Source organism: Aliagarivorans taiwanensis DSM 22990 (assembly GCF_000429505.1).
Lineage (GTDB): Bacteria > Pseudomonadota > Gammaproteobacteria > Enterobacterales > Celerinatantimonadaceae > Aliagarivorans > Aliagarivorans taiwanensis.
Genome location: NZ_AUBZ01000001.1, coordinates 285,443 through 299,726, shown reverse-complemented (window position 1 = coordinate 299,726; position 14,284 = coordinate 285,443). Strand labels below are relative to the sequence as shown.

The following is a 14,284-nucleotide window of genomic DNA, read 5'->3' as shown; positions in this document are numbered from 1 at the left end:
GGCTACTCGCGCTCACTGATGGCGATATCAAAGCGCCAAGTTGTGCGCTCTCCGGGCTGCAACACCTTACAGGTTCCCCTCTCGTGCGCTCTCGCGGTGGAATCGTAGATCCCGGAGCAGGGCTCAAGGGCAAAGTTATATTCCCCCTTAAAGCCTCCTTGGTTCTTCCACACCCCCAGATAGGGGATCTGCTGATGATCAACGCGCATCTCCACCTCGCAGTAGCGATTGCGAAAGCCAAAGCTGTCGCCCGCTTGTAGGGGGCTGTTGAAGTAGTACTTCTCGCAGTTGCCCGCCTGCTGGGGTTCGATAAGCGATAGATCCAGCGGCGCTTGGTCGTTCCTTGCCAGCAGAGGGTAGCGGTGGATGGCGGCAAACTCGCCGAGATACTCACTGCCGCCAAACACGTTGTAGATGCTATCCATATGCGCAGGGATAAGCAGCTCGGTGTCTGGGTGCACCGCAAACAGCGCATGTGGGGTCCAGATATAGGGCAGGGCTGGGGCGTCGCTGTCTAGCTCGACACAGTACTCCGAGCGCAGGCCCTGCTCATCCAAGATGAGGGTTTTACTGAGGGTGTAACCAAAGCTGGCGCTATACACGCTAAAGCGCAGCGCTTGCCTGCTGAGGGTCTCTACCTGCCAAGGCATGGCCCATACCTCGCCATGATCGGGCATTAGGCGAGTTACGTTGCCTTGGGCTGATTCGCTAACCAACTGGCACTCTTCGATGGTCGGAAAGCACTCATCAAAACCGCTGGTGTCGTAATCGGCAAAGCATGCGCCAAGACTCGGTAGCTGAAGTTTCTGCAGCGAGGACTGAGAGAGCAGCTCTAGCGGCGCTTGATGATGCTTGAGCACTAAGGAGGCGAGCTTAGCCACACACTCGGGTAGCCACTCGGCCCGTAGCCGAGCGTTCTCCAGCACGATTGAGGGAAGCCCTTTGTAGTGACTGCTGCAGACCTTGGTTGTCATAACTACACCTTAATGATGGGGTAACTGGGGTAGAGTTTGCTAGCAAGATTACCCGAATTACATCGCCAATTTTATGATTAATGCTATGAAAACTAAGATCTTTTATCGGATGTGTTGAAGCTGATAAGTCACCGTTGAATTGGTAAAAAAAAAGCGCAGGACTAGCCTGCGCTTCTACTCGATAGGGAGGGCTTACTTGCTGATAAGTGCCAGTTCCATATCGGTTTGAGCGATGGTCCACCAACGGCCATCATCCACTTGGCTGTCGTAGCCTACGATGGCTTGGTCAGCACACTCTTGGGCTACTGCTGGTGGGGCGATGGTGTAGTCCTCATCCCAAGGTAGATCCAACACACACTCGGCGCTCGCCAAAGGTAGCCATTCGCCGTTTTGCTTGGCTGCTAGCAGTAGGTTAGACGCGTTTGCCAGATTTTCTGTGGTGAACTCGATACCGAAGGGTGAGGATTTGATTTGCTCTACGTTCCAGTTCTGAGTAGCGTAATCAGGAAGCTCAACCGGGGCTTTAGCCGAACCGTCAGGCTGAGAGCCGTGATAGCCTTGATGCTTTTCGATGTTCTTCCATTTACCGTAAGCGCTTTGGTATACACCACCGTGGATCTGTACCCCGCTTACCAGCAGTACATCAGAAGCCGTCGCAGGCTCTTTAGGTAGCCAGCTTAGGGTCACGTGTTTCTTCATATCGATGGTGGTGGCTGGTATGACTACGTTACCGGTTTTTGCGCCGGTCTCATCTTCGCCCTGAGAACCCGGGATAATCCGGTTGTTACCGTTGAGGTTGACGTCCCAGCTCGCATGTTTGGTGAACAGGAACTGCCAAGACAGGCGCATCAGGTCGTTCATGCTCTCGGCGCGCTTAAAGCCTTCATGGAAGGACAGGCTGCGCTCGGTGGTATCAACCCGGTTGAATACGTCGTTGGTACCGCCAATCAGACGAGCAGAACTGCCATCATCGGCAACACAGTCGTTGGTTTTAAACTCAACGATATGGTTGAGGATCGGGCGCTGTCCTTCAGGGATGGAGTTGGGATATACCAAAGACTCACAGCGGTTGGTGGTGCGTGAGAACTGATCGATCAAGGTCCATTGCGGGTCTGCCAGCTCTTTAGGACCTTCTTCGTTGCTGTTAATGGTGTGCGGCGCTGAGAAGGCCAGATAGTCAACACGCTGGTCGTTGAAGTGCAGCACCGACGCGTTGGCATCGTAGTGCTCCGAGCCATCCTTCATGGTGTCCATTTTATGTAGGATCACATCTTGGATGAGTTCACGCTCACCATAGCGGTACTCGTAGCCCTTGTAGGAGGCGTTACCACTGATGATTTGGGTGTATGAAGGCATGCGGTAGTTGCCGCCGCTTGGGGTAGAGGCCAGCGGCTCTGCGTTACGACCGCCGGGATCGTTAGAGCCAAGTACACGGGCGTGAACTTGCGAGCGCTGGTACATGTGCTCGTGGCCTTGAACCCAGATAACATCGTGTTCGGCAAAGGTCTCACGGATCTCTTTGTGGATGTCGAACAGGCGGTTGTCGTCCTTGGTGCCTTCAACGATCTGCTCACGGGTTTGGCCGTACTTAGCACCGATCAAACCATCGTGACTGGCGATAACCACGTGGTCGAACTCACCCTCATGCTGGGCCAGAACGTCTTGGATCCAACCAAATGCAATCGGCAGGTTGTAGTAGGCCAGGCCAATCATCAACACGTTCTCACGGATGATGTAGTAGTTCAGCCACTCTGCGCTTGGCATATGCACCGCATCCTCTGGGATGTAGTGACGCATGTTATCGATCCATTCTACGGTGTAGGCCCAGCTGGTTTCGTGGTTACCCATCACAGGCAGGAATTCCATCCCCATTTCCCGGTACTTATCAGCAACCTCTCGCCACTGACGCCACTCTTCTGTAGAGCCGTTGTCGGTGAGATCGCCCACTGGGATAACAACGTCTACGCCTTGCTCCTGATGCTTGGCGAGTACTGCTTCCATGGGGTGCATAGCTACCGCCCAACCACCGCCTTGGGTGTCGGGAAGCAGACCAATGGAGACTGGCGAGTGAGCAGGGTCTTGTTCACGGTCATTACTCGAGCTTGATGAGCTATTACAGGCACTAAGCAGTGAGGTGATTGCCAGTGCGCAAGCGGAGACTTTCAAAGAGTGCGAAAGACGCGTTTTCATGTTGTATTTCCTAACGTGATATTGGTGTATACCAGTCGCGGGAGTTTCTAGGAGAAACATGACAGCTGTGTGACGGAAAAATTAAAGTTATTACTTTTATATGCTGTCATCTCACTGTCATTTAAGCGCGTTACAACAGCGGCTTTTTGATTGACGAGAAAGACGGTGAAGGTTTCAAAAGGGTTATTCGGCGCAGCCATGCTGGCGTGTTTTACCGCCCATGCGCAAGTTGATACTGCGGTGATGATGTTTGAGCTGCATGAGGCTGCATCCTGTAAGGCCGCGGCAAGTTACTTGAAGAAAGAAGCGCGCTTGGCGGTGCACGAAGACGATTGGCAAGCGCTACTTGACGAGTACCAAGTGCCTGAAGAGGTGGCCAGCAGCATCATTCGCTACAACGAGCGGCAGTATCACCGTTTTCTGGAGCGCTACGATGAGCGTTATCCGGACTTGGACAAGCAGGTAGTACTGACCTCAGCCTACACCCATCGCTGCTACTTTATGAATGACCACGAGAGCCGCCGGGCAGCTGCGATTGCGGCTGAGGTTACCGAGTAGTGTAGCGAAAATCAGCGCTTTCAAGTAAAGCAAAAGGAGGGCTGAGCCCTCCTTTTTAGTGATTAGCGCTCAGCTCTAAATAGCTGGAGCGTATCAAGCTTACTGCTGCGCCTTATACGCCAGCGAGTAGAACAGCTTGCCTTTTTCGGTTTGCAGCTTGCTCAGGGTCTTGGCCTTAAACTCTTTCATTTGCCCCATCTCTACGGCACTTAAGCCCGAGCCACCCAAGTTGTCGGTGTCGAGGTTGAGGATGATGTCGGCCGCGTCGGTAATCGCTTGTACGTAGCTGTCCATATTGCTCAGGTCATAGTTGCCCAGGTCAATCAGTGGCTTTAGCTCTTTCGCCCAGTAGAACTCGAGGAACGGCACCGGCTGCTTTGGCTTGGCCCAGCTTACCTTGCGGCTGAAGTACATCAGCGAGCGGTAGGCGTCGTTGGTGAAGTTTTCCATACCCAGTGAGGCGGGCAGTTGCTCGGCGGCGATCGCTTGGTTGTTAAGATCGAAAAGCCACACATTGCCGTCTTGCTGCATCGCTTGCCAGAAGGATTGCATATCTGCCAGCTCGCGGTAGTCGTGAGTCACCACCACATGGATTGGGAAGTCACTGCCGCCACCTTGCATATGCCAGAAGGTGTTAAAGGTGTGATGGCCGTCGGTGAGGTAGTAGTTGTTGTCGGGGGCTAGCACCACGGTTTTCATCTCGTTGGCGCGGCTACCGATGGCCTCTTTACAGCTAAAGCTGCTGCTGTCAGCTTGCACCGATTGCTCGTTGAAGCTCTCCAGGCCTTTCTGGCCGTTAGCTTCGCAGATTTCATCAAACTGCTTTTTCAGGTCAACTTGAAAGCGACCCAGCTTGTAGAACACCTGATCGTAGCCGATGGAAGGCTGGGTCGGGTTAAGCTGGCTTAGCTGCACTTCGATAACATCACCCACTTGGGTGTTGGCTGGGATATCAGCAAAGGCCAAGCTGCTAAGAGCCATCAGCAGTAAAGCAAAAACTAAAGAGTTGGTACGTTCCATCAAGAATCAATCCTTCGTTGTTGGTATAGCTTAGCTCTTTAGGTCTGTAGAGAGCTAGAAAGTGGCATACACAGTAGAGTGGGATTGTGACAATAGTTCAGCGCCTATCTAAAACGTTTATCTCCTTTATATATATGAGCTCGCCCTCTGTGGAGTTGAAGGTGCAGGTGGGGTTCGATAACTCCTACCTATTTGCCGTGACGCGCTCCTAGCCTCCCCGGTTTTTGTTGGTGAACGCGACTACTCCGTCATGAGTTACCACCTTCCAACTCTGTCATTAACGAGTGCTTTGCTTGAGTTTTTCGACAAGCTCCGCCGCTGTTTTTAGTCATTTCATCCATATGGGTGATGAGCGTAAATTCTTGCTGCTGTTTAATTGAAACGACACATGGAGTGAGGGAGGTGGTATGAGGTTGAGCAGGATAAGTCTTTGTTTGGGGGGCATCTTGAGCGCAGCGCTGTTGGCCGGATGCGGCGACGGCTCTGTTGAAGATTCAACAGCACAGATGCGAATTACGGCATTAGATGGTTATTTACAAGGCGCGATGGTATGGCTCGATCTCGATGGTGATTTTGAGCTAGACCAGGGAGAACCGTCAGCGACGACCGATGAGAACGGCTTGTTTTTGCTTGATGTAGCAGAGCCAAGTGATGCTGCTTGCGTGGTGGTAAAGGTGATCCCAGGTGAAACCATCGATATGGATCAACCTAGCACACCCGTTAGGCAGAGCTATTTGTTAACTGCTCCGCCGGGGGGAGTGGTGGTTAGCCCTTTGACCACGTTGGTTGAGTTGGAGCGTCAACAGCAACCCGGTATCACAACCGAACAAGCGATCTTATTAGTGGCCAACCGGATCGGCGCGTTACCCGAAGAGATCACGCAGGATTACTTGGAGCGAGAGCAAACTCAGCTAGCCAATCAAGCGCGCAGCTTGGTGGCGGTCGGTTTGGTTCCCAGCGACGCAGAACAGGCTTTGGATGGTGCTGAGTTGCTGGCAATGGTGACTCAAGTTGAAGATCTCATACTGCAACTGACCGAGGATGAGACTCTGATTTGGAGCGGCGATGAGTTGGTCGTGGTAGTGAATGATGACGATGACGATGATGACGGGGTTGCTGATGACTTGGATGCCTTTCCTAATGATAGCGCTGAGTCAGCCGACAGCGATGGCGATGGCGTTGGCGACAATGCCGATGCCTTTCCGCTAGACCCAGCAGAAACCTTAGACAGCGATAGCGATGGTGTTGGCGACAATGCCGATGCCTTCCCGCTAGACCCAGCAGAAACCTTAGACAGCGATAGCGATGGTGTTGGCGACAATGCCGATGCCTTTCCGCTAGACCCAGCAGAAACCTTAGACAGCGATGGCGACGGCGTTGGTGACAATGCCGATGCCTTGCCGCTAGACCCGGCAGAAACCTTAGACAGCGATAGCGATGGCGTTGGCGACAATGCCGATGCGTTTCCGCTAGACCCAGCAGAAACCTTAGACAGCGATAGCGATGGTGTTGGCGACAATGCCGATACCTTTCCGCTAGACCCTGCAGAAACCCTAGACAGCGATGGCGATGGTGTTGGTGACAATGCCGATGCTTTTCCGTTAGACCCGCAAGAAACTGCGGACAGCGATGGTGATGGCATTGGGAACAACAGCGACGCTTTCCCTGACGACCCGAATGAGACCGTTGACAGTGATGGTGACGGAGTTGGCGATAATGCTGATGCCTACCCTCAGGATCCTGAACAGTCTGTGATTGCCGCCAGCTATGATACTAGCCGGTTTGATACCGCCCAATGGCAATAGCGATTTAACCTAACTAATCATCAAGGAAGGACACAATGGACAGTGCAATTAAGATTGCCGCAGTTTTAAAGATCGCCGCAGCATTAGCAATCGGTGGGTACGTTTTAAGCCATCATGTGAAAGCGGAGGAGCAGTTAGTTAGCTTTTCCGCGGGTGGGCTCATCAAGGCGCAGGAGATGAATCACAACTTTAGTTTGCTGCAGGACCGCATACTTGCTGGAACGGTAGATACTCATTTTTATGAGCTGGATATCGATTGTGACAGCGATCCTAAGGCTCTACATAACTACTTTCAAAGTCCTGGCTTGCAGCGTTATGTCTGGCTGAATGTAACGGGAGTTTGCGAGGGCAATGACGACGGCATTTTGGAGCCGACCCGCGACAATCTCTGGGTAAATGGCGGCAGTATTGACGCTCAGGTACTTGTTCGAGGTATACAGAATGCCGCCTTTGGTGGTGTTGAATTCGTAGCCGCTGTAGAGCCACTCATTTGGGTGGATAGCCTAGGGGCGATCTATATGCCCGATAACGTCTATCCCGCAGGGGCGAGGATGCAGGTATCAGCCCAGTCTTCGTTGGTGTTGGAAGGCGAGGTCGGTGACTTGGACTTACTGATTGACCAAAGTTCGCGGGCTTTTATTGGGCGCCCGCAAGGGAATATGGCCAGAATCGATGCGAATGCCGGGAATGTGTTTGCCGACTGGAGCAGCACATTGAATGTGTCCGAGTTTATTCTACGCAATGGTGCCAACGCTGATTTGGGGACGTTAGTTAGCGATAACCTGCACGTGGATGGTAGCGCCAGTTTAGTTGGTGGAACCATCAACGTAAGCCAACACCTAAGTGTTACCACTGCCGCTTCGGTTCAGGCGCAGCAGGTTAACACCGATGAGCTATACATGTTTGGGGCATCCACTATATCCAGTGAGTCTATTGCGACCAACTCACTAGAGCTTTCCAGTGCATCAAGCGTGCATAGCGCTAATCTAGAGATAAACGGGCACTTGTTTATGCGTCAAGCGAGCATTTATGCCACTAACAGCTTTAGTGTTGGTAGTGCCGATGTAGGTTCTTTTAGTTACCTCGAGCTCGCTTATCCGCTGGCCTCGATGTGTAGCGGTTTTAATTGGCAGGCGGTAGAAGCGTGGTCATACAGCGACCTTCAGGGATTTCCGTTTGACTGCCCTTAACTGGTTTTGGGTGGAGACCTGAGTGAGCGGTTGACCGGTGACGGTTGACCGCTCTTGCGTGGTCAAGAAAACATCACCGCGTGGTGATCTTTTGATATGCTAATAGTTAATATATGTACTTTATCTAGTTAGTATGGACGCGACCACCAATATCCCTGAATCACTGCTGAGTCAAATCTACGACGCGGCGCTACAACCTGAGTCTTGGCCAACTTTGTTAGAGGGTTTGTCGCACTATTTAGTCGAATTAAGTCAGCAGGATGTTGCCCAGGTGGTAGGCGGGGAGGCGTTGGCTTCGGGGAGCGCAAGCTCCGTAGTTCTGCGTGGACTAACGGAACATGTCCGGCGCAGCGCCATTATCGGTGAGCGACTTGGCGTTGAGCAAACCGGGCAAACACTGTTGCAGCAACTACTTGAGCAACTGCCGCTGCCAGCACTACTGCTCGACCAGCAAGTGCAACTGCAAGCGTTGAATCGGCGAGCGAGAACGCTACTGGAGTCGGGGCGTTTAGCTGGTTCACTCAAGCATCGTGTATCTTTCCCCAAAAGGGCGATGCAACAACAGCTACAACAGGCGATGGACACACTGTTTTCCCCTGCAGAAACGCTTAGTGAGTGCAGCTTTGCCAGTACCAGTGAGATACAGCCTCCCTATAGTGTTTCGCTAATTAAGGTGTTAACAGATGGTGCTTATGCCAATCAGGTGCTGATGTTAATTGCTGACTTTAGTGACAGCTATGTGGCTGATATTGACAAAATGACCCTCGCTTTTGACTTGACTCGAGCAGAGCAGCAGTTGGTCACGCGCTTGGTTGCAGGAGACAAATTACATGAGATTGCTGAGCATGGTGGCGTGTCGATCAACACCGTTAGGACGCAGTTAAAGGCAGTGTTTGGCAAGACTGGCTGCCATAGCCAGAGTGAGCTGATGCGTATCGCTATGCTCAACCCAAGGACCTATCAAGCAGCCCAAGACCCCTTAGCCTCGTTAACCCAACGGCATAATATGAGCGCCGCCAGTTTTCACTGCAAAGTGAGTTTACGCGATGGGCGCACACTGGGTTATAGCGATATTGGTCGGCCGGATGACCCGGTGCTAGTGATGTTTCCTCCTTCGACGGGGTCGCGTTTGCAGCATCATCCTTGTCGGCAGTGGCTATTTGATTACGGGGTACGCGTCATCGTCGTCGATCGGCCCGGCTATGGTTTATCGTCTCCTTTGCCTGAGCGAAGCTTGTTAGACCATGGCAATGATATCGCCGAGTTGGCCGAGCAATTAGCATTGGATGAGTTCGTCGTGGCGGGATTTTGCGGTGGTGGCGCTTATGCCTTGGCCGCCTGTGAGGTTTTGAGCAGCCGGATCCGCCATGCTCATTTGATAAGCTCCGTCACTCCCTATGAAGCAATCAGCCTGTTTCACGGCGTGAAGTCCAGCAATAAGCTCCTAGCCTATCTAGTGCTAAATGCTCCACAAATTGCTAATCCTCTAATTGCATTGATGAGTAAGGTCATCATTCGTCAACCGAATAGCTATTTTGATCAGGTTTACGCCAGCTTGGGGGAGAGTGATAAACAGGCCCTCAACGAACCCGCTTTGCTGGATAATTTCGTACTGGCGTTAAGTGAGGCCCTGCGGCAGGGGCCACAAGCCTTAGCCCAAGACCTACGAGTACTTGCCCAACCTTGGCCAATGAAGCTGGCTGATCTGACCACCCCGCTGACTCTGTGGCATGGGGAACAGGATCAGCATGTGCCCATCCGTTTTGCACGCTTGTTGGCTCAAGCGCTACCAGAGCTAGAGTTTCGCAGCTATGCCGAACACGGGCACCTGCTTATCTATCACTGCTGGAATGAGTTATTGGCTTGTGTGGCGGAGTGTTAAAGGTTGTTTGGTTGACTCGGTACTTTCGGCAGTTTCAGGAGCAAGTGACTGAAGAACCTAGGGCAAAAGGCCCCAGGTTCCCTCTAACTACTTGTTATTGTTCCAGAGCGGTTTGAATGGCTGGGCCAATCTGGCGTTTACGCGAGGTTATACCGTCGAGGCTCAGCATGTCTTGGCCTTGCACGCTTTGGAAGGCGCGCTCGACAATTTGCTGGTCGCTTGGGTCAACCCACAGCAGGTTGGCGCGTTTGTGCTTGGTGTCGGTAATCGAGAAGAACAAGTGGTCCAGCCCCTGTTCTTTCTTGTAGCTTTGCATTGCTAGCAGTAGCTCAGGTTTGCGGTCGATCAGCTGCTGGGCGTTAAGGGTTTCGGCTACACCGATACCGACTTTCTTGCCGCCAAACTCGAAGTTTTTGTAATCCATGGTCAGGATGGTGGCCGCATCGATATGGCTAAGATCTGATTTTGCGATCAGCATTTGCTCGCCGAACTCGTTGATGTCGTTGAGCCCCGCTTGCGCGCTGTAGGCATCTACCAACTGGTGGTCAAAACCGGTGGTGGTCGGCGACTGGAATACTACGGTATCTGACAGCACGGCGCCGATGGCGGCACAAGCAAGCTCTTGCGGCAGTTCGACATTGAGCTGTTTGGCGCGGTCCATCAACATGGTTGCTGTGGAGCCCCAAGGGCGGATATCCAGCGTGACGATCTGGCTGGTGTTCACCGGGTTACCGCCAATGGCGTGGTGGTCGATAATCGCAACAATGTTGGCTTCATTCATGCCGGGGGCTAGCTGAGTTTGTTGGTTGAAGTCCACCAGACCCAAACGCTTGCCTTGGTAGTTATCGAGGTACACAGGGGCGTCCGCGCCACATTGTTCCAGCACAAACTTGCTCTCTGGGTTGAGCTCACCCGGCACAGTTGCGGTGCCGCCGTAGATATGGGCTGCAAGCAGGGCTGATACCACGGTATCGGTGTCGGGGCTGATGTGTCCGGACCATACTAAGTTGCTGGTATCGTTCAAACTCGGTTGCATCAGATCGAAAGCGTGGGCGTGCAGGCCAGCGCTTAGCGCTGCAATGGCGATAAGTGACTTTTTCATGGTACCTCCTGTAATTATCGCAGCGAGCTTAAAGCGTGTTTGTGACAAACAGGTGGCGGAAAAATCTAATCAATCTCAATCTGCATCAAGAAAATATCTGGAGATTCTGCACGGCAGGCGTTGGAGCGATATTAGGAAGGTTGGTATTGTTGAGGCTTATGGCAAAGCGGCTACTTACTTACCTGTAAGCGCAGGTATTTTAAGCGGAGCTTTGTCACGCTATATGATTGTAAAACTTTGAAGGTAAACGATTTAATTTCATTCGCTCATTGGCAAAGTATGATCCATCTAGAATTAATCGCGGTCGCTACTTGGTTTTTTCCTATTTCTTGACAATCTAGTCAGAGAATCGTGACTTAGGGATAGATAATGCATTTGGCAGCGCTGTTTCGCGGGGTCCTCGACGCCGGCTCTCGTCCGCCTGTAAGGGTGGCCAGTTATACCTTGGAGGTATTGGAAGAGTTAGCAAGCGCTGGCATTGCCTCCAACAGCAGCGACTGCGCCTTGGTACTGGGTTATGTGCCCTCTTGCCTTGATTTCGAGCAAGTTCACCGGCTACTCAAGCGACGCTACAACGCCCCCTGTATATTGACCTCTACCGCTGGCGAACTCAGCTCCAGTGGAAAGGGCCTGTATGTTAGCAATGAGCATGAGCCCAAGGTATTGATCCAAGAGTTCTCTAAGTCCCTGTTCGAGCGCGTTGAGATGGACACCATCGAGCTGCCCTGTGAGGATATCCTTGATGGTGAAAATCGCATCAGCCCGAGTGTGCGTCGCGAGCGCATCGCCAAGCAACTGAGCCAGATTAACCACGAGATATCTCCCGAGCCGGGGCGTAGCTTGGTGCTTACTTTGGTGAACGGCTTTAGCCACTGTGAGAACTGGCTGATGGAAGCGGTCTATCAAGATGGCCGCTTTAGCCAGCCGTTTATTGGTGGCTCTACCGGGTGTCTACCCGGGGCGGGGCATGCCCCCTTTCATGATGAGCAGGCTCTGCGTAACCAACACGCCTTGTTGTGCTTTATCGAGCTGCATGAAGACTTCTACTTTCGCTTGTTCAAAAGTGATAACTTCCTGCCGAGCGAGCATAACTGGATGGTGGCCGAGAGTGACCCCGCCGAGCGCACCGTTAGCAAGTTGTTGTGCCCGCAAGATAGCCGTCCGCGTGAAGCTATTGAAGTACTCTGTCAGCAGCTCGATTGCCAACCCGAAGAGCTGCAACAGCGATTGGTAAACTACAGCTTCGCCACCCCGGTGGCCGGTGAGTTATTTGTACGCTCGGTGTCGTGGGTTGACTTGGAAAAGCGTTGCCTGCATTTTTACTGTGATGTGCCCTTTGGCGCCGAGCTGATCTTGATGGAGCAGCAAAGCTTGTCGGAGCAGACCGAGCGTGACTACCAAGCCTTTGCTGAGGGATTGCCGCAGCCATTGGGTGGGGTATTGTTTGATTGCATTCAGCGGCGCAGAAACAACCCGGGCGAGCTGGAAAAGATCCAGTGCTTTAAAGACTTTCCCATCGCAGGCTTCTCCACCTTTGGCGAGCTGTTTGGGGTAAATCTTAATGAAACCCTGTGCGCGGTGTTCTTCTACTCGCACAAGGATGGCCGCGATAGCCAGCGAGATGCTGAGCTGGATGATTACAACGACTACTCAGGTTACTTCAAACGCCAGCAAAGTGTGGCGCGCAACCTGTGGCGGGCGATTCGTTTTCGCTAAGGGCATCGGCTGTTCATAAAAACGCCCGGCGAGTACCGGGCGTTTGTGTATTTATAGGATGAGAGCTTTACAGAATAATCCCTGCCAAGGTCACACCGATCACACAGGCGGAGCTCACGCCAATCAGGCCCGGCACCATAAAGCTGTGGTTAAAGTAGTACTTACCGATGCGGGTGGTGCCCGACATATCGAAGTTACAGGTCGCAATATCCGACGGGTAGTTCGGGATAAAGAAGTACCCGTAGGTAGCTGGCATCAAACCGATCAGAATCGCCGGCGACAGGCCCATGGCGATACCGACTGGCAGCATCATCCGTGCGGTGGCCGCTTGGCTGTTTACCACCACCGAGACGATGAACAGGGCAAAGGCGAAGGTCCATGGGTAGGCGCGCACGATGTCGATGATACCTGCCTCAAACGCAGGCATGGCGTATTGGAAGTAGGTGTCGCTCATCCAGGCAATACCGAAGATGGCAATCGCTGCCACCATACCGGATTTAAACACCACACCCTCAGGCACGGTTTGCGCTTTGGTACGAGTGGCCAGCAGGATAATACCGCCGAACGCCAGCATCATCATCTGGATGATCACACTCATTGAGATCGCTTTACCGTCGATGGTACGGATAGCCGGGAACATGGCCACGAACACGATGGAAGCAATCGCCAGCAAGAATAGCAGCACTGAGTTACGCGCAGATGCTGGCAGGGTTTCACCCAGCGTGGTGGCGGTGGTGTTGAGGATCTTGTCGCGCCATAGTGGGTCTTGCAGGCGGCGCTGGTATTCTGGATCGTCTTCCAGCTCTTTACCGCGGCGCGAGCTATACAGCGACAGCAGCAAGGTACCGCAGAAGGTAGAAGGAATGGTCACCATCAGAATGCCCATCAGGGTCAGCTCAGGCATTAGGCCATGTGAGGCGCCGATCTGTGATAGGTAGTACACCACCGCAGCAGAGATGGGGCTGGCGGTAATACCCATTTGCGAGGCTACCGAGCTTGAAGCCATGGCGCGTTCTGGACGAATACCGTTTTTCAGCGCCACATCGCCAATGATGGGCATGATGGAGTAAACCGCGTGGCCAGTACCTAGCATCACGGTCATGGTGTAGGTCACGATGGGGCCCAAGATGCTAATGCGTTTAGGGTTGTTACGCAGAATGCGCTCGGCAACCTGCAGCATGTACTTCAAGCCACCGGCTGCTTCTAAGATCGACGCACAGGTTACCACCGCCATAATAATCAGCATTACGGTGATGGGTGGTGAGGTGGGAGGCATGCGGAAAACAAAGACTTCAATCAGCAGACCAAGGCCGGATACAACCCCGAGACCGATACCGCCAAAACGGCTGCCTAAATAAAGCATTAGCAGCAGAAACAAAAACGCCATGATTAACATGCGGTGTTACTCCTTCAAACAATTTAATATATTAAATAAATTCATGCTCAGACTTGCATATTCATGGTGGGTAAAAATTGATCGGGCGCATAATCGGGAATTTGTTCCAGCTAGGAACGGTAATTCGTGCGCTGCTGCATGCTAATCGATGCTGTGTTTAACCTATCGGTACATAAGTTTTAATAAGGCGTTGACCTGCTGCGTAACAGTTGATTAACCAGCAAACTTCGCAATTGATAATGGTTTTCTAATGTCAAAATGCTCAGTTTTTTAACGTGGTTGATCAAGCTGTAAAAAGGGGTTTCTCTAGAAAAATCCACTAAGGTTTTAGCGGCTGGCCTAGCCCTTTACTAGGTGGCGTAAGATGGGATTTCGCTCACGAACTCAGAGGTTTATCGAAAGTTAGTGAGACCTGTCCCATAAGCCGGGAAGTTACAGGTAAACATTTGCG

At 52.4% G+C, this 14,284-nt stretch carries 11 protein-coding genes; 6 read left to right on the top strand and 5 right to left on the bottom strand.

Features of this window, described 5'->3' with window-relative positions; genetic code table 11:
• Positions 1–2: 2 nt before the first annotated feature.
• Both G462_RS21405 and G462_RS0101370 read right to left on the bottom strand, forming a co-directional pair.
• Positions 3–974, bottom strand: coding sequence for an aldose epimerase family protein (locus tag G462_RS21405; RefSeq protein WP_051326443.1), 972 nt, complete (start codon positions 972–974; stop codon positions 3–5).
• 192 nt (positions 975–1,166) lie between these two features.
• On the bottom strand, positions 1,167–3,164 hold the full coding sequence (locus tag G462_RS0101370) for a metallophosphoesterase family protein (protein ID WP_026957389.1): 1,998 nt from the start codon (positions 3,162–3,164) through the stop codon (positions 1,167–1,169).
• A 165-nt stretch (positions 3,165–3,329) separates the two neighbouring features.
• Between G462_RS0101370 and G462_RS0101365 the strand changes: the two genes are divergently transcribed.
• Positions 3,330–3,722: a hypothetical protein gene (locus G462_RS0101365; RefSeq protein ID WP_157378527.1), complete on the top strand. Its 393-nt coding sequence runs from the start codon at positions 3,330–3,332 to the stop codon at positions 3,720–3,722.
• A 99-nt stretch (positions 3,723–3,821) separates the two neighbouring features.
• Here the strand turns inward: G462_RS0101365 and G462_RS0101360 are convergent, their stop codons facing one another.
• The gene (locus tag G462_RS0101360; protein ID WP_026957387.1) at positions 3,822–4,742 is read right to left on the bottom strand and encodes a ParB/Srx family N-terminal domain-containing protein; all 921 of its coding nucleotides are present in this window, start codon (positions 4,740–4,742) and stop codon (positions 3,822–3,824) included.
• 434 nt (positions 4,743–5,176) lie between these two features.
• On the opposite strand from G462_RS0101360, the gene G462_RS25030 reads away from it, so the two are divergent.
• The 3 genes from G462_RS25030 to G462_RS0101345 all read left to right on the top strand — a co-directional run bounded on the left by G462_RS25030 (position 5,177) and on the right by G462_RS0101345 (position 9,619).
• Positions 5,177–6,547, top strand: coding sequence for a hypothetical protein (locus tag G462_RS25030; RefSeq protein ID WP_084404880.1), 1,371 nt, complete (start codon positions 5,177–5,179; stop codon positions 6,545–6,547).
• Between the two features lie 35 nt (positions 6,548–6,582).
• A complete protein-coding gene (locus tag G462_RS0101350) occupies positions 6,583–7,737 on the top strand; it encodes a hypothetical protein (protein ID WP_026957386.1) in 1,155 nt (384 codons plus the stop codon).
• Positions 7,738–7,870: 133 nt separating this feature from the next.
• Positions 7,871–9,619 (top strand): bifunctional helix-turn-helix transcriptional regulator/alpha/beta hydrolase, encoded by a 1,749-nt coding sequence (locus G462_RS0101345; protein ID WP_026957385.1) that lies wholly within the window; start codon positions 7,871–7,873, stop codon positions 9,617–9,619.
• Positions 9,620–9,713: 94 nt separating this feature from the next.
• Here G462_RS0101345 and G462_RS0101340 read toward each other — a convergent pair whose 3' ends face one another.
• Complete coding sequence (locus tag G462_RS0101340; RefSeq protein WP_026957384.1) at positions 9,714–10,721, bottom strand: manganese-dependent inorganic pyrophosphatase; 1,008 nt, start codon at positions 10,719–10,721, stop codon at positions 9,714–9,716.
• Between G462_RS0101340 and G462_RS24425 the strand changes: the two genes are divergently transcribed.
• Positions 10,720–10,962: a hypothetical protein gene (locus tag G462_RS24425; RefSeq protein WP_157378525.1), complete on the top strand. Its 243-nt coding sequence runs from the start codon at positions 10,720–10,722 to the stop codon at positions 10,960–10,962. The two genes, G462_RS0101340 and G462_RS24425, sit on opposite strands and share 2 nt — an antisense overlap.
• Positions 10,963–11,090: 128 nt before the next feature.
• The gene (locus G462_RS0101335; RefSeq protein ID WP_026957383.1) at positions 11,091–12,437 is read left to right on the top strand and encodes an FIST signal transduction protein; all 1,347 of its coding nucleotides are present in this window, start codon (positions 11,091–11,093) and stop codon (positions 12,435–12,437) included.
• 67 nt (positions 12,438–12,504) lie between these two features.
• On the opposite strand, the gene G462_RS0101330 is transcribed toward G462_RS0101335, so the two are convergent.
• Positions 12,505–13,833, bottom strand: a complete 1,329-nt coding sequence (locus G462_RS0101330; RefSeq protein ID WP_026957382.1) for an anaerobic C4-dicarboxylate transporter — start codon at positions 13,831–13,833, stop codon at positions 12,505–12,507.
• Between the last annotated feature and the right edge of the window lie 451 nt (positions 13,834–14,284).